This window comes from Suipraeoptans intestinalis, from assembly GCF_009696485.1.
Lineage (GTDB): Bacteria > Bacillota > Clostridia > Lachnospirales > Lachnospiraceae > Suipraeoptans > Suipraeoptans intestinalis.
The window spans coordinates 1,056,371-1,072,847 of sequence record NZ_VULY01000018.1 but is presented as its reverse complement, the minus strand read 5'-3'; the positions used below and the strand labels follow the sequence as shown (position 1 = coordinate 1,072,847).

12 protein-coding genes are annotated in these 16,477 nt (G+C 48.7%); 11 read left to right on the top strand and 1 reads right to left on the bottom strand.

Features of this window, described 5'->3' with window-relative positions:
- The first annotated feature begins 275 nt into the window (after window positions 1-275).
- The 8 genes from FYJ34_RS05790 (at window position 276) to proC (ending at window position 13,008) form a co-directional block, all read left to right on the top strand.
- A complete protein-coding gene (locus FYJ34_RS05790) occupies window positions 276-5,273 on the top strand; it encodes a Cna B-type domain-containing protein (RefSeq protein ID WP_154476976.1) in 4,998 nt (1,665 codons plus the stop codon).
- Window positions 5,274-5,649: 376 nt separating this feature from the next.
- Window positions 5,650-7,041, top strand: a complete 1,392-nt coding sequence (asnS, locus tag FYJ34_RS05785; protein WP_154476974.1) for an asparagine--tRNA ligase — start codon at window positions 5,650-5,652, stop codon at window positions 7,039-7,041.
- Between the two features lie 71 nt (window positions 7,042-7,112).
- A complete protein-coding gene (gene vanR / locus FYJ34_RS05780) occupies window positions 7,113-7,802 on the top strand; it encodes a VanR-ABDEGLN family response regulator transcription factor (protein WP_154476972.1) in 690 nt (229 codons plus the stop codon).
- Entirely contained in the window at window positions 7,792-9,069 is a 1,278-nt protein-coding gene (locus tag FYJ34_RS05775) for a sensor histidine kinase (protein WP_154476970.1), read from the top strand. The genes vanR and FYJ34_RS05775 overlap by 11 nt, the downstream gene beginning before the upstream one ends.
- The gene (locus tag FYJ34_RS05770) at window positions 8,957-10,012 is read left to right on the top strand and encodes a metallophosphoesterase family protein (protein WP_330582608.1); all 1,056 of its coding nucleotides are present in this window, start codon (window positions 8,957-8,959) and stop codon (window positions 10,010-10,012) included. Before FYJ34_RS05775 ends, FYJ34_RS05770 begins: the two co-directional genes overlap by 113 nt.
- 36 nt (window positions 10,013-10,048) lie before the next feature.
- Window positions 10,049-10,474 (top strand): hypothetical protein, encoded by a 426-nt coding sequence (locus FYJ34_RS05765; protein ID WP_154476968.1) that lies wholly within the window; start codon window positions 10,049-10,051, stop codon window positions 10,472-10,474.
- Between the two features lie 113 nt (window positions 10,475-10,587).
- Window positions 10,588-12,204 (top strand): ATP-binding protein, encoded by a 1,617-nt coding sequence (locus FYJ34_RS05760; protein ID WP_154476966.1) that lies wholly within the window; start codon window positions 10,588-10,590, stop codon window positions 12,202-12,204.
- Between the two features lie 15 nt (window positions 12,205-12,219).
- Window positions 12,220-13,008: a pyrroline-5-carboxylate reductase gene (proC, locus tag FYJ34_RS05755; protein ID WP_154476964.1), complete on the top strand. Its 789-nt coding sequence runs from the start codon at window positions 12,220-12,222 to the stop codon at window positions 13,006-13,008.
- Window positions 13,009-13,136: 128 nt separating this feature from the next.
- Here the strand turns inward: proC and FYJ34_RS05750 are convergent, their stop codons facing one another.
- Window positions 13,137-13,673: a CPBP family intramembrane glutamic endopeptidase gene (locus FYJ34_RS05750; RefSeq protein ID WP_173017062.1), complete on the bottom strand. Its 537-nt coding sequence runs from the start codon at window positions 13,671-13,673 to the stop codon at window positions 13,137-13,139.
- A gap of 539 nt (window positions 13,674-14,212) precedes the next feature.
- Here FYJ34_RS05750 and FYJ34_RS05745 point away from each other — a divergent pair.
- From FYJ34_RS05745 to FYJ34_RS05735, 3 genes are all read left to right on the top strand, one after another.
- On the top strand, window positions 14,213-14,770 hold the full coding sequence (locus tag FYJ34_RS05745; protein WP_330582539.1) for a MarR family winged helix-turn-helix transcriptional regulator: 558 nt from the start codon (window positions 14,213-14,215) through the stop codon (window positions 14,768-14,770).
- Window positions 14,763-15,587 carry a pirin family protein gene (locus tag FYJ34_RS05740; protein ID WP_154476960.1) on the top strand — a complete coding sequence of 275 codons (825 nt, stop codon included), beginning with the start codon at window positions 14,763-14,765 and terminating at the stop codon, window positions 15,585-15,587. The genes FYJ34_RS05745 and FYJ34_RS05740 overlap by 8 nt, the downstream gene beginning before the upstream one ends.
- 99 nt (window positions 15,588-15,686) lie before the next feature.
- The gene (locus FYJ34_RS05735) at window positions 15,687-16,406 is read left to right on the top strand and encodes a nitroreductase family protein (protein ID WP_330582538.1); all 720 of its coding nucleotides are present in this window, start codon (window positions 15,687-15,689) and stop codon (window positions 16,404-16,406) included.
- Window positions 16,407-16,477: the final 71 nt, after the last annotated feature.

Below are 16,477 nucleotides of genomic sequence, written 5' to 3'. Positions count from 1 at the left end.
TTTAGAATAGAAAGTTGATAGAAAAGCAGGCAAAACAGCTTGACAGGGCGTGCGTACCATGAAACAATTTTTAGACAGACAGACAGACAGACAGACAGACAGACAGACAGACAGACAGACAGACAGACAGACAGAATTAGGATAGAGAATCCTGTGATAGAAGACGAAAATGCGTAGCCGGAGGGGGTGCGTTGTTTTCGTTTTTTTAATACAAAGTTTGGTGCTTTTTACACAGCTTATACAAAGCTTGAAAGGATTGAGAGAGGAGATGCATTATGAAAGGCAACAGGAAAAAAATTGCAGCAGGCATATTGGCGGTGGCAATGCTGATGACCAGTATCCTGCCTGGCATCAATCTGGTTTATGCAGAGGATCATCCGGCTGCGGCAGCAGGAGTATCGGTGGAAGAAAGCCAGACCGGGAAAGCGACAGAAACAGAAAGCCTGGCAGGAGGCTTTGGCGGTCTGATGGAAGACAGCAGGGAAGTACCGGAAGCGGCTGTTGAGAGAAGTGCGGCAGAAGCGACCGGTCTGCGAGAGGAGGATACGGAAAAGATCGACCTGAAAATTGCGAGACTGACGGAAAATGGTCTGCAAGAGCTGCCGGAAGTCTGGTATACCCAGCAGCAGGTAGACAGTGTGGTGGACCTGGACGTTTCCGGGAATACGTACAGCGTGGACGCTCCGTATCTTCTGATCCGGGTGCCAAAAACCGATAAGATCACGGATCTGCGTTTTGTGGATTCCCAGGCGGGAACAACCGAAAGATACGAGGATGGAGAATACAACTATGTAAAATACACCTATCCCAGAATCACGGGAGGAACACACTACAGCTATCAATATTTCTTTAAATTTGACGGAAATCATGCGAGAAATGACGACAGCATCGAAGTGAAGGCCGGACTGTATCAAAGCGACGGTACGCCCATTCAGGAAACGACACACAAGTATGTGGTTAGGACGATAGGGTTTGCTCTGTGGTCGGTACATGGAAATTCGGGTCTGATAAACTCTGAAAAGAAAGCAACAGAGAATGGACATCGCTATGTCGTGACCGGCTACGTAGAACAGATGGGCGACGCCAAAACTGCTCCGAACACTATTCCGAAAACCAATGTTTTTTCAGCGATCTATCCGGATAAGATAGAGGGGGTCAATGAAAGTGTCGGAATGGAGATCCCAAAGAACATCAAAGTCGTTTACACGTTTCCGGAGGACGAGCCGGGCATGAGGGCAGACTCCGTTGGCGTTCACGGAGCAGGAAAGCACACGAAGAATATCCATGACAATAAGGTGGAGATTCTCCTGGAAAATGTAAATTTTAATAAGATCGGAAGTCCGGCGGACTGGACCAATGGCCGCCAGGCTGTCGGTGCGAATATCCGTCTGGCGCCGGGAGCGGTATCTGTCAATAAGGATATTCCCATTACGATCGACTACTATAAGAACGTAGACGAAAACGGAAACGGCGGAGAGTATGTTGGCAGGAGAATAGAAACCTTTTATTTTAAGCCGGTTCCCTATTCTCAAAATGGCAGATTTAGTTATGGCAAGCACAGCCATGCGGATCACTATATCGGCGAAGAGTTTGTATATATTTACAGCCCGGAATACCACTATCTTGACGGGAAGATTTATAAAGGTGCCTACAGGATGAACGAAAGAGGGATCCCTCTTCGTATCAGGGCGGTGAATGTCAATAATGGCTCCAGTTATGAAAACAGATATTCCGGAGGAGAGACCACAGAGATAAAAGCAGTCTACAGCAGGCTGGATTCGGCCGGTGTCTATTTTAAAAGCACAACGATCACAACATATGCAACAGACGAGCAAAATCCCTATAATGCGGAACACAGGCAGGCTGTAATCGATGCCATCAATAACGGAAACACCAAGCTGTACGGAATTGATAAAGCGGGTACCGAGCATCTGATTCAGGAGCATGTCAAGTATGATACGCCTGTTTTGATCGAGGATAAGCACGGGAACTATGAAGAAATTGTCGTCAAATTTGAAAAACCGATTGTACTGGATAACGCAGGGATCCAGTTACGTGAAAGAGTGTGGCTGTCAGAGGAAGAAATGAAGAAGCTGGACGCTTTGTCAGATGGCTCCCTTACCTACAACAGCTCTACGAGTGTAAGCTACTATGACACAGCAAAAAAAGAATACGTCAAAGGAGCCTATCTGGGACAGAAGGGAACAGCGAGCATTCCGACGTATTTTCTGGTATCCCCCCTGCACCCGGTTGTCAACGAGTTTGCCGATGAGCCGCGTGTCGTAGAATATGCCAACGATGCCACCTTTCGATATCTGGTGGGCCCGGCATTGCCGAGAATCAATCATGATTCTGCCACATATGGGGATCTGGAAAAAATTCCCAACGTCCGCACGATCACCCTTTTGCCTCCCGGGTTTGAGTACACAGGCAAGTTTGAGAAAAGGATGTATGACTCACAGTGGAGAACTAACCCCATTGAACCGAAAGTTACCGAAGTAAAGAACTTTCAAGGGACAGGGAAAACTGCCGTCATAGTAGAGTATGGCGGGGTGACGCCGGCTTCTTACTATCCCCTTTATTTGGAACTGAGGGCTACGAAGTATGCGGCACGGGGAGAAAACAAATTTACCAACTACCTGACGTATGATGAAAACGATTATATTCGTCCGTATGGAACCGGAAATAATCGGGAAAATGATTATGTGGATGCCCTGGATCTGGATCAGGATGGGGATACTTCGGAGATCTTTATGAAAAAAGACACGACGGTAACCTTTGTTCCACCGCTGGAATTGCTCCTGAACAATACCGTCCGTTACGACGGCGAATATGCGACCGGTGCGACAGGCGATCTGGGGTATGCCATTCAGTACAAGATAAACCTTTTCAACAATTCCATTAAGGACGTGGAAAAGCTGTCGATCCTGGATGTGTTGCCTGCAGTGGGGGATCACAGTATCAGCCCCAATGAGCAGAATGCTTACGTAGAGAGAAAGTCTACCTACGCAACGCCCCTTACCGGCTCGCTGGAAGAAGCAAACCCGGATATTCTGGAAAAAGTAGAGTTTTTCTACCAGTTGTCCGATCAGGGAACGGACCTGGGGAGTGTGCGTGACGGCGTCTGGGTAACCAGAGACCAGGTAACGGACTTCACAAAAGTAAAATCTGTCAAGATTTCATTGAAAGAAGGACAGGTGTTAAAGCCCAAGGAAGAATTGAATATTGTGATTCCGGCCCGGATTCCGGGAGACAAAGAGCTTGATGAGAAGACTTCTTTGGCAGTAAATTCCTCTGCGTTCAGTACAAATGGGAAGAATTACACAGAAGGAAATAAGGTGTCGGTAGATTTCCTGACGTATCTGGTAAAGGGAATCGCCTATCTGGATCTGAACAAGAACGGACAATATGACGACAAAGATATCCTGGCTTCCAATGTCGGCGTGAGAATCGTAAATCCGGATGGTACGGCAGCCACAGACTTTAACGGAAAAGAGATCAAAGGGAAAACCGATGACAAGGGAGCCTACTCCTTACCCGTATATAAGAGAGGAAACTATCTGGTGGCTTTTGATAAACAGGCAAGTCAGGCGTTCCAGGGAAAAACATCCGGCGGAGAAGAAGTAGCCAATTCGATTTTGGAGACCTCTATCACAGAAAACACAGCACAGACCAGAGAATATACATTGTCGCCGACGCACCGCCAGCAGATCATGAATGTCGCCTTGCTTCCGGAATATGGCAGCGTTCACATCATAAAAACATCGGCAGACGAGAAAAATGAGGACGGATCACCTAAGCGGATCGCGGATACGGTTTTCAGTATCCGCACGCAGGATGGGAAGGAAGTGGTAAATTACAAAGGGGAGAAGATCGCGAATGTAACGACGGACGAAAAGGGAGAGGCGCAATTTGAGCTGGTTCCGCATGGAACCTATGTGGTTCGTGAAGTAAGCACGCAGGCGCCCTATGTAGTGTCCACAAAAGAGTATCCGGTAACTCTGTCCGGGACAGAAAAAGAAGCGGAGCTTACTATAAGCAACCAGCGGAAAAAGGGAACGATCTCTGTTCACAAAACAGACAACACGACACGAAAAAAGGCTCTTGCGGGAGTGGAATTTACGTTGTCAAAGGACGGCAAAGTCGTGGAGAAAAAGCTGACAGATCAAAGTGGGGACGTTGTGTTTTCAGATGTGGCCTACGGAGACTATGTATTAAAGGAAAGCAAAGGCCTTGCAGGCTACACCGCTTCAGAAAAAGAGATCCCCATTGCGGTAAGGGAACAGGGAAAGACGTATTCGTATCATATCGTCAATGACCTGATGAACCCGGAGATCTCCCTGTCAGGAGAGAAGGTATGGAACGACGGGGAGGATCAGGATGGGAAGCGGCCGGATGAAGTAGTGGTAATTCTGGTACAAAACGGTCGGGAGACCCAGATGACCACAAAAGCAACGAAAGAAGGAAACTGGAAATATTCCTTCACACATCTGCCCACCTTTGACGAAAAGGGGGATAAAATCGTATATTCTGTAACGGAAAAAGAAGTACCCGGCTATGAAGCCAGCATTGAGGGCACTACGATCACAAATACATATACCCCGGAACACATAGATATACCGGTGGAAAAAGTGTGGGTGGATAACGAGGATGCAAAAGGGCTTCGACCGGAGAGCGTCCGGATAGAACTTTATGCAGATGAGGAGAAAGCGGCAGAGTATGAGCTGACGGCGAAGGACAGCTGGAAGCATACATTCAAAGATCTGCCCAAATATAAGAAGGGCAAAGAGATCCAGTATACGGTAAAAGAACTGGAAGAAACAGGGTATTCGGCGTCTTATTCCGGAGAGGCAGAAACGCTCCTGACCATTACCAATACCATCAAGGGAAAAGTATCCGTTCCCGTGACCAAAAAGTGGATTGGGAAACCGGCAGATTCTGCAGTCATCTATTTGCTTGCAGATGGGAAAAAGATAGAAAAGGCTGTCCTGACAAAAGAAAAGAACTGGCAGCATACCTTTGCAGGGTTGGAACAGTATCGGGACGGAAAAGAAATCAAGTATACCATTGAGGAAGAGAAGATTGCCGGGTATACGTCCGAAATAGCAGGAGACACTACAAACTTCCTGGTAACGAACACCTATAAAGATGTGAAGAAACCGGGAACATCACCAAAGACCGGAGAAACCAGTCCGGTTGTACTATACAGTCTTTTGACAGTCGCTTCCATGATCCTGGCCGGTAGGGCTTTCAAAAGAAAGCGTGTAAAGTAAAGCTGTAGAAAAAAGAAATAGCGCGGGTCGTAACCCGCTCTGCATCATTGAAGCAAACAGGCTGACGCTCCCGGGAAGGGAAGCGTCAGCCTGTTGTAGTGTGCGCTCATCTGCGTACGTTTCCCTCTCAAAAGCGTGTTGGCGCAGGCAGCCAGGGGAATGATCTTTTGCAAATGTATTTCCGGTAAGAAGTTGTTGCGCGATGTGTGGCTGCGCCCTCTGGGATGTGCATGCTGGAAGAGAGGGGGTTCGGGCATAAGGAAGGGTACTTCTTTTTCGTTGGCAGGTTCTTTTCCAGGACCGTTTACAGAAAGCAGAAAAAGAGATATAATGAAACAATATGAAGAAAAGTATAGCAGGATAAAGGAGCAGTTAGATGGATTTTGTAAAGATCAAGGAATTATACAGAGAGCAGGAGAAGTTTTTGGGCCAAAAGATTACGGTAGGAGGCTGGGTCAGAAGCGTCAGAGGATCCAAGGCGTTTGGCTTTATCGTATTAAATGACGGAACGTTTTTTGAACCGTTGCAGATCGTATACCATGATACGCTGGACAATTTTGGAGAGGTATCCAAACTGAACGTAGGGGCGGCAGTTATCATAACAGGAACCCTGGTGGCGACGCCGGAGGCAAAGCAGCCGTTTGAAATACAGGCAGATACGGTGGAGATCGAGGGAGCGTCGGCTCCGGATTATCCGCTGCAAAAGAAGCGTCACACCTTTGAATATTTGAGGACCATCGCTCATTTAAGACCCAGGACCAATACCTTCCAGGCAGTCTTTCGGATCCGTTCTCTGACGGCGTATGCCATTCATAAGTTTTTCCAGGAAAGAGGCTTTGTGTATGTACATACCCCGCTGATCACAGGAAGCGACGCAGAGGGAGCGGGAGAAATGTTCCGGGTGACGACGCTGGACATGGAGAATCTGCCGCGGACCGAAGAAGGCAGAGTGGATTTTCATGAGGATTTCTTTGGAAAGGAGACCAATCTGACCGTCAGCGGTCAGTTAAACGGAGAGGCCTATGCACAGGCTTTCCGGGATATTTATACCTTTGGGCCTACTTTCCGCGCGGAGAATTCCAACACCACACGCCACGCGGCAGAGTTCTGGATGATCGAGCCGGAGATGGCCTTTGCAGATCTGGAAGAAAATATGAACGTAGCGGAGGCAATGCTGAAGTATGTGATCGGATACGTACTGGAAGAGGCGCTGGAAGAGATGAATTTCTTCAACACCTTCGTAGACAAGGGACTTCTGGATCGGCTGAACCATGTCAGAAATTCGGAGTTTGTAAGAATCACCTATACGGAAGCCGTAGAGCTTCTGGAAAAGAATAACCAGAATTTTGAATATCCGGTGAGCTGGGGATCAGATCTTCAGACGGAGCATGAAAGATATCTGACCGAAGAAATTTTCAAAAAACCGGTATTTGTAACCAACTATCCCAAAGAGATCAAGTCCTTCTACATGAAGCAGAATCCGGACGGAAAGACGGTAGCGGCGGTAGACTGCCTGGTGCCGGGAATCGGAGAGATCATCGGAGGAAGCCAGAGGGAAGATGACTATGAGAAGCTTCTGGCAAGAATGGACCAGCTGGGACTGAACCGGGCAGACTATGAGTTTTATCTGGATCTCAGAAAATATGGATCCACGAGACATTCCGGATTTGGTCTGGGATTTGAAAGATGCATCATGTATTTGACGGGAATGAGCAATATCAGAGATGTGATCCCGTTCCCAAGAACAGTCAATAACTGTGAACTGTAAATAAACAACGGACAACGGCGCGTGGGACGGGAGAGGTTTTCTCCCGTCCCAACTTCAAAAAGGAGGAAAGCATGAATATTCTGGTAGTGGATGATGAAAAAGAGATTGCCGACGTGGTGGAGCTGTATCTGAAAAATGACCAATATACGGTGTTTAAGTTTTACACCGGGGAAGAGGCATTGGAATGTATCAAAAAGACCAGGATCGACCTGGCGATCCTGGATATCATGCTTCCGGGGATGGACGGTTTTCAGATCTTAAGAGAGATCCGAAAAACCTATACCTTCCCGGTGATCATGCTGACGGCAAAGACGGAATACATTGACAAGATCACCGGACTGACACTGGGGGCAGACGATTATATCCTCAAACCCTTTAACCCGCTGGAGCTGGTGGCAAGAGTGAAGGCGCAGCTTCGACGATACACTCAGTACAATGACGGCGGAAGGGAAGAGGATGAAACGATGGTGGTAGGCGGACTGGTGCTGAACCGGCATTCCCGGGAATGCATCTTCAACGAGAGGCCTCTGACTCTGACGCCGATAGAATTTGATGTGCTGTGGTTCCTCTGCGAAAATAAGGGACGGGTGGTGAGCCCGGCGGAGCTGTTTGAAACCGTCTGGAAGGAAACCTATTACAAAAACAGCAATAACACTGTTATGGTGCATATCCGCCATCTACGGGAAAAGATGGGAACGTCTTCCGGGAAATCGGAATTTATAAAAACGGTATGGGGGGTTGGCTACAAGGTTGAAGAGTAACTACCAAAAGCTGAAAATCAGTATTTTGATCCAGACACTGCTGGTCACCGGAATGACGCTGGTAGTGGGCGGTTTTTTGCTGCATTATGTTATTGACGGCGTTTATAATGACAGGTTTGCCAATGGGTTTGTCCGGGTGCTGCAGGCCTTCCGGGTGGAGGAAGAGGAGGCCATCCGGCTGTATTGGGAGATTGTGGGAAATAATAAACCGCTATTTCTGGTCATAGGGTTTCTTCTGTTGTTTGCCGTCTTTTTCTATGTTTCTCTCTCAAAAATGATCCAGTACCTGGATCAGATCGGAGATGGAATTGAAAACATCGCTTCGGAGTCCTCTTCCTCCATCCAGCTAATCACCGAGCTGAAGCCCATAGAGATCCGCATGAATGAGATCAAGGCCAGACTTCGCAGGCAGAAGATGGAAGCCATGCAGGAGGAAAAAAAGAAAAACGATCTGGTGCTGTTTCTGGCCCATGATTTGAAAACGCCGTTGACATCCATTGTGGCATACCTGACGATGCTGGATGAGCATAAAGAGGGAGGACTCAGTGAAGAAGAGCGGGCCAAGTATACGAAGATCGCTCTGGAAAAATCCCTTCGTCTGGGGGATCTGATCAATGGATTTTTTGATATCACCAGGTACAATATGCAGGAGATCGCTTTGGAGAAGGTGGAGATCGATCTGTCCTTTATGCTGGAGCAGCTGGCAGATGAGTTGTATGGAGTCCTTCAGGAAAAACGTTTGACCTGCGAAGTGCTGGTAGAAGAAAATCTGGTGATCCACGGAGACCCGGACAAGCTGGCAAGGGTATTTGACAACCTGTTGAGAAATGCCATCGCCTACTGCTACGAAGAGACCCCCATACGGATCCAGGCGAAGGAAACAAAGGAGGGGGTGGAGATCCGGGTCATCAACCGGGGAGAAAAGATTCCGGGAGATATGATCCAGGTGATCTTTGAGAAATTCTACCGTGTGGACGGATCCAGATCCAGCGGAACCGGAGGGGCCGGACTGGGGCTTGCCATAGCAAAAGAGATCGTAGAGCTGCACGGGGGACGGATCCTGGCAAAAAGCGACGAGGAATACACCACATTTCTGGTGACGCTGCCGGCAGAGAAAGAAGCAGAAAAAGGAGAAGAAGAGGCGGATGAAGTTCATACACATCGCAGACGTGCATTTGGGCGCAAAGCCAGAGGCGGGAAAGGCGTACAGCGACAAAAGACCGGGGGAGCTGTGGAAGAGTCTGGAACGGATCATTCGGATCTGTAACCGGGAGGAGATAGATCTGCTATTGATCGCCGGGGATCTGTTCCATCGTCAACCCCTGAAAAAAGAATTGCGGGAAGTCAACGCCATGTTCGCCGACCTGCAAAAGACCCAGGTGGTATTGATCGCAGGAAATCATGACCATATGACATACCGATCCTGCTATGCCGATTTTCCCTGGGAAAAGCAGGTGCATTTCCTGGGCAGAGGACAGGAAATGGAATGGGTGGAGTTTCCGCAGCTGCAAACGGCGGTATATGGAAAAAGCTATCACAGCCGGGAGATCAGGGAGCCGCTGGACGCCGCCGATTGGAGGAGAAGGCATCTTCAGCCGAAGGAGATCCTCCTGCTTCATGGAGGGGATGAAACACACCTTCCCTTCAGAAAAGAGGACCTGCTTCGGCTGGGGTATGATTATGTGGCGCTGGGACACATCCACAAGCCGGGGATACTGGCAGCGGGAAGGGCGGCCTATGCAGGCGCGCTGGAGCCGACGGACCGCAGTGATACCGGCGATCACGGGTATCTTTTGGGAGAGTGGAAAGAAACCGGAGGAACACTTCGGTTTGTGAAAAGTGCGGGGCGAAAGTACATTCCTCTCTCTGTGGAAACGACAGAAAGAGACACGGCTTACGAAATACGACAAAGAATAGAGGCTGCTGTCAGAAAAATGGGAACAGAGCATCTTTATAAGATTCGCCTGCAGGGCAGGAGGTCTCCGGATCTTTTGCTGGAGCAGGAAGAAATGGACATATTTGGCAATCTGGTGGAATGGGTGGATGATACAAGACCTGCCTATGATCTGGAGCGGTTAAAGCAAAGAAACAAAGACAATCTGCTGGGACAGATGATCGGAGAAATGGAGGAAGCTCCGGAGGAAAGCCGCCATTACCGGGCTTTGTGCCGGGGAATCCAGGCGCTTCTGGAAACGGGGAGATCCCTGTAGGCTGAAGCTGCAAACCAAGAAAGAAAGGAAAAAGAAATGGATCGATTCAAGGAATTACAGGAAGCGAAAACAGCGGCACAGGAAGTCGTGGCAAGGATAGATAACGCCATCGCTTCTTTGGACAGTGCCGCAGACTGGGGGATTTTTGATTTATTTGGCGGAGGGATGTTCTCCAGCTTTATGAAAAGAGACAAGATCAAAGACGCAAACGATGATCTGAAAGAAATATCGGATTCTCTCCGGATACTCAATCAGGAGTTGGAGGATGTCAACATGCATCTGCCGGAAACAGTCAGCGATACCGTGTGTGACAATGCCCTGGATATTTGGTTCGACAATGTGTTTACCGATGCCAGAGTGCAGAAAGAAATCAAAACAGAGCTGGAAAGACTGAAAGAATTCCGAGCGTCTGTTGTGAAACTGATAGAACGGCTGACGATTGAGATGGAAACCGGAAGATAGCGCAGCCTTTTGTCTGTGGCAGAATTCTGGACAAGAGAGAAGAGGGCTGTGACTGTTTCGCCGGGCAAAGGCGGCTGACAGGAGAAGGGCACAAGAAAATAAGTGGGACGGATATGCGACTTCGAGAATTGCGAATTACAAACTTTGGGAAATTAGAAGGAAAACGATGGCTCCTGCAGGATGGGATCAATCTGATCTACGGGAAAAATGAGTCCGGAAAATCTACGCTGCATTCCTTTATCAAGGGGATGCTGTATGGGATGGAAAGAGGACGGGGACGTGCCGCCTGCCGGGACGACTACACCAGATACGAACCGTGGGAGCATTCCTTCTCTTATGGAGGGATCCTGCGGTTTGAGAGCGGAGGAAAATCGTTTTTTCTGGAAAGGAGCTTTGGGAAAGAGCGAAAAAAAGGCAGGCTGATCTGCGAGGAAGATGGAGAGGAGCTGTCGCTGGAGGCAGGGGATCTGGAGATGCTGCTGGGAGGGATGGACCGGGCAGGGTTTGAAAATACCGTGTCCATCGGACAGCTGAAGGCGGAACCGGATCAATCTCTGGGAGAAGCGCTGCAGGACTACGCCGCCAATTATTTTTCGGGAGGAACCCAGGAGATCCAATTGAAAAAAGCGCTGAGCTATCTGCAGGAGCAAAGAAAACAGGCAGAGAGACGGCAGAGACGCTGTGAAGAGGAAAGACGGCAGGAAAGAGAGCGGCTTCGGCAGGAGGAACGGTACTTTCAAAGAGATATAGAACGGCTGAAAAACGAGGAAGACATTCTGGTTGCCAAGGAAGCAGACAGGAAAACAGAGGAAGATTTTTGGACATCTCAAAAGGGGCCGGACGAAGACGGGGCAGGCTTTCGGAGGCTGTTTTCTGCGGAAAATAGGAGAGCAGGAAGAGAAGAGGCGCCGGCGGCAGAAACCGGACGGAGAGAGAAGAGGGGAAGCCTTCCCGGAATCATCGGGATCCTTCTGCTTCTGGGAAGCTGCCTGCTGGCGCACCTGTTTTTGAAAGGGGCCGTCCGCACGGTAGCAGAAGTGGTGAGCCTTGTTGCGGTGGGGGCTTTGCTGTGGGTGGAAACGAGAAGCCTTCGGAAAAGGGAGAAACCTTCCCTGCAGGGAGAAAGGAAACAGGAAGCCTCTGCCGGTTCGTACCTGGAGCAGTTAAACTGGAAGCGGAAAAGGATTGCGGAAGAAAAAAGAGAAAAGGAAATTTCCTGTGAAAATCTGCGGGAACAGTTGGAGGAACTGGAGAGCGTTTCACAGGAATGGAAAAAATGGGAGGAAGAGAGGCAGGAACTGCTGCTGGCAGAGCAGCTTTTGAAACAGACAGCAGAAAACATGGAAAAACAGGTGCAAAAACGGGTGGGAGATGCAGTGGCAGAAACCCTGTCCTACCTGACGGGGAAAACGGGAGTCCGCCTCACCCTGGGAGAAAAAGGGATAAGAATCTGGATGGAGGAAAAACTGCAGGAGATCGGCAGCCTGAGCCGGGGGACGGCAGAACAGGTGTATTTTGCGTTGCGGATGGCGGCAGATACCATGTTGTATGAGGAGGACAATCCGATTCTTTTGGATGATACCTTTGTCTATTATGATGAAGAGCGTCTGGAGCGAACGCTGCTGTGGCTGCAGAAAAGCGGCAGACAGGTATTGCTTTTTACCTGCCAGAACAGGGAGGAACTGCTGCTGAAAAAACTGGGAATTCCGTTTTTCAGGCAGGAATTATAAGAAGGAGGGATAAGGATGAAGCTGGGATTTATAGGTGTCGGAAATATGGCGTCGGCAATGATTGGGGGAATACTGGCAAAAAAGGTAGTGGAGCCGCTGGATGTGCTAGGCTCTGCCAAAACAAGGAGCAGCAGGGAGAAAAGAGAAAGAGAGCTGGGCATTTGCATGACAAAAGACAACAGGGAAGTGGTGCGGAAGACAGAACTGTTGTTTCTGGCAGTCAAGCCGTGCTATTACCAGTCGGTGATCGAGGAGATCCGGGAAGACATTCGAGAGGAGCAGATCCTCGTAACAGTCGCTCCCGGAAAGACTTTGGAGTGGTTACAGGAGCAGTTTGGGAAACCGGTTAAGCTGGTCAGGACCATGCCCAATACGCCGGCGCTGGTGGGCGAGGGAATGACGGCTTTTTGCGCCAATTCTCTGGTGACGGACAAGGATCTGGAAACGGTAAGAACACTCTTGGAAAGCTTTGGTAGGGCGGAAGAGGTGGAAGAACGTCTCATGAGCACGGTGGTAGCGGCCAGCGGAAGCTCTCCGGCCTATCTGTTTATGCTGATGGAGGCCATGGCAGATGCTGCGGTGGCGGGAGGAATGCCAAGAGCACAGGCTTATGAATTTGTGGCACAGGCGGTGAAGGGAAGCGCCGTTTTGATGGAAAAAACAAAGCTGCATCCCGGTGTGCTGAAGGATATGGTATGCTCCCCGGCAGGTACGACCATAGAAGCGGTCCGTATCCTGGAAAGGGAAGGACTTCGCAGCGGGATCATGGAGGCCATGAGAGTCTGCGAGGAAAAAGCAAGGTAGGAAGGGAAACCGGAAGACAAAGTCAGGACCACTGGCTAAGCCGGTGATCCTGACTTTGTCTGTGACACAATAAAAAGGACTGCATTCTGTGTGAGATGGGATGCAGTCCTTTTCGTGGTGCGGACTCATTACAGGAGTATAAAAAAGTACACGCCTGCACGTAATATAGTAGAAACATAAATGTTTCCGAACTTCATGTACAAAAGAGAAAAGAGGTACTGTATAACGATGCCGGAAAATAAAGTGTTGAAAAGAATCAACGGGGTGAGTGTCTCAAAATGATAATTGCCGGGATTGGCAAGGATCAGGAGACCATATAGCGTACCACACAAAATGGTTCCCGGATGAAAGCCAAAGAGTTTTACAAGCCGGGGCCACAAATATCCTCTGAATATAAATTCCTCCGTAAAAAAGAACAGTGCGAGATAGAAAGCCGCCTGAGAAAGAAAAGTGATGACGGTTGTTTGGTTTGTAAGAAAATGCCGCACGTGAAAGAGAAGAGAGGCCGCCAATACAACTGCCAGAAATGCAAGGGCGGATTTCAGGTGCTCTGTTGTCAGGCCAAGCGTATGCAATTTTTTTCTGTTCCGGAAACAAATAAACAAAAAGAATAAAACCGAGTAAAGAAAAGCAGGAACCGGGCGTAAAAGGAGCACCCCTGCCATGCTGATTTCTTCAAAATGATTCGTCCAAAGTAAACCCGCGCAATATACAACAAAGGATAAAACAGATGATACACACTCCTGCTTTGTCAGGCTTTGACAGATCTGCAGAGACTGTGGCCTGAAACACTGAAAAAGACTTTTGACCTGTTTCATAATACTCGTCCCCTCCCATTCTGGATAGAAAACCTTTCGGTTATCAAACTGCACAAAGACGATGGATTTCTGGCGTTTTTCTGACGGTTAAAACAGTAAAATTTTAATTTTTTACGGATTTTAATCGAAATGCGCACAGAGCCCACACGCCACAAGTCTATCTTGACTTAATTTATGCTATCATATTTCACGGGAAAAGTCCAGATATTGCCTTAAAATCCAGCATATTAGACAAAAACGGGAAGCTGACAGAAATGGCAACAGGAGTTTCCGGAAATACTTGCAAAATAAATGGGACTATGCTATTATATCTACATAGATATAACTAATTAGATATAAAATTCCGGGTGTAGAAAGGTAAAGCACAAAAAACACAAAGACGTAAAGTGCAAAAACATAAAAAGGATCCGGAAGCGGCATCTGCCGGGGATGCAAAAGCAGGGAGCGAAAAACAGAAGCGATTCAGGGAAAGCAGAAGCAAGAGAAAAAAGAAAAAAAGAGAAAAGAGAGAAAGAGATATGGGACAGGAAGAAATGAAAATCGTCATCGGACTGCACCGCAATACCAATGAATTGGACAGGCAGACGGGAAGGATTGCAGGGAAATACGGGTTGACGCTGAGCCAGTTTGCAGTGTTGGAAGCGCTGTACAGCAAGGGAGATCTGACCGTAGGAGAAGTGCGGGAAAAGATTTTAAGCAGTGTAGGAACCATACCGGTCATCGTCAACAATCTGGTAGGAAGAGGGTATGTGGAACGACTGGCAGATCAAAAGGACAAGCGGCTTTGCATCCTTCATCTGACAGAGGAGGGGAGGAGTGTCATTCAGCAGGCGGCTCCAAAGAACAGGGAGATGATCAGAGAAAAAATGAAAGAATTGACCGCGGAAGAGAAGAAGCAGTTGTTGTTCCTATTAAAAAAATTAGGAGGGATCTTACATGAATAGAACGATCAGAAAAAAGGTAAAAGGATTTCAAACGGTAGATGGAGGCGGTGTGAAGCTGGTAAGAGTGCTGGGCAGCCAGACCGCAAAAGAATTTGATCCTATTTTGATGCTGGACTCTTTTGACAGCACCAATCCGCAGGATTATATAGCGGGCTTTCCGCCGCATCCCCACAGAGGGATCGAGACCATCAGCTACGTGTGGCAGGGGAAAATGAAACACAAGGACAATCTGGGCTTTGAAGACACCGTGGAAGATGGGGAAGTCCAGTGGATGACGGCAGGATCCGGCATCATCCATGAAGAACAGCTGCCGGCAAGCGAGCGGATGCTGGGCGTGCAGCTATGGCTGAATCTTCCGGCAAAGGACAAAATGACAAAGCCGGCTTACCGCAGCATCAAGAGGGACCAGATCCCGGAAGTGGAACTGGAAGGAGGCCGCCTCAGGATCCTGGCAGGAAGCTATGACGGGCAGCAGGGAGTCCAGGGGAACTATCAGCCTATTGACTATTATGATATTACGGTAGAACCGGGAAAGACGGTTACCATTCCCACAGAGAAGGGCAGACAGGCGCTGCTGTTTCCTTTGCTGGGGGATGTACGGGTAGCAGGAGAAGATCTGGAAGAAAAGACGGCGGCTCTGTTATCGGACGGAGACCAGGTGACGATAGAAGGAAAAGAAAAAAGAGCCAAAGTTCTGTTTCTCAGTGGAAGTCCATTGAAGGAGGAGATCGCCTGGGGAGGGCCGGTGGTAATGAACACCAGGGAGGAACTGCAGCAGGCGTTCAAGGAGCTGGAGGAAGGAACCTTTATCAAATAATCGACCGAGGCAGGCGCCGCCGGCATCGTGGGAGAAAGCCCTTAAAAACACAGGCGGATCCGGGGTTCAAAAGAGCGGTTTTTCCGGAACGAATGAAAAGTGGAAAACGGGAAAACAGTGACGGCTTTGCAGACGAAGGCATATGCTGGGGCAAGGCAGACAGAACAAGGCAGACAGAACAAGGCAAACAGAACAAGGCAGACAGAACAGGGAAACCGAATACACAAAAAAGAAAAAGGAGGAACAGACATGAGCGTGATCACAGGATTGGAAAAGAGAAGAAGTCGTTATCTGTTAAACAAGGAGCTTCCGGTTGCGAAGGAAAAAGTGGAGGAAGTAATAAAAAGAGTGACGGAACTGGTTCCCGATGCCTTTGATATGAAGAGTGCGAGGGTCGTGGCGGCCTTTGGGGAAGAGCATGAGGCGCTGTGGGATGAGATTGAGAGGGTGTTTGAGGGGAAGGTACCGCATGACAAGATCCAGTCCTTCCGAAATGGAGCAGGAACGATTTTGTATTTTTACGAAGAAGAGGTAGTAGACGGACTGGCAGCCAAGTTTCCGACCTATGCAGCCAATTTTCCGGTGTGGGCAAACCATGCCAATGGAATGCTGCAGATCAGCATCTGGACGGCGCTGGCAGAGCTGGGGATCGGAGCTTCCCTGCAGCATTACAATCCCGTTATAGATGACATGGTACGGGAAAGATACAAGCTTCCCAAAACCTACAGGCTGGTGGCACAGATGCCGTTTGGCGGGATAGAAAAGGAGCCGGAGGCAAAAGCGAAAGAGAAAATAGAACAGAGAGTACAGATAGTGTAGATAGTATAGGCGGACAGAGAGGGGAATTATTTTGCCGTGAGGGAATAGGCGGCAAAGGACTTCCTCAAAAT

Coding starts and splice junctions, on each gene's coding strand:
- FYJ34_RS05790 (WP_154476976.1), top strand. CDS start 276: ATGAAAGGCAACAGGAAAAAAATTGCAGCAGGCATATTGGCGGTGGCA.
- vanR (WP_154476972.1), top strand. CDS start 7,113: ATGAATATTCTGGTAGTGGATGATGAAAAAGAGATTGCCGACGTGGTG.
- FYJ34_RS05765 (WP_154476968.1), top strand. CDS start 10,049: ATGGATCGATTCAAGGAATTACAGGAAGCGAAAACAGCGGCACAGGAA.
- FYJ34_RS05750 (WP_173017062.1), bottom strand. CDS start 13,673: ATGGCAGGGGTGCTCCTTTTACGCCCGGTTCCTGCTTTTCTTTACTCG.
- FYJ34_RS05740 (WP_154476960.1), top strand. CDS start 14,763: ATGAATAGAACGATCAGAAAAAAGGTAAAAGGATTTCAAACGGTAGAT.
- FYJ34_RS05760 (WP_154476966.1), top strand. CDS start 10,588: ATGCGACTTCGAGAATTGCGAATTACAAACTTTGGGAAATTAGAAGGA.
- asnS (WP_154476974.1), top strand. CDS start 5,650: ATGGATTTTGTAAAGATCAAGGAATTATACAGAGAGCAGGAGAAGTTT.
- proC (WP_154476964.1), top strand. CDS start 12,220: ATGAAGCTGGGATTTATAGGTGTCGGAAATATGGCGTCGGCAATGATT.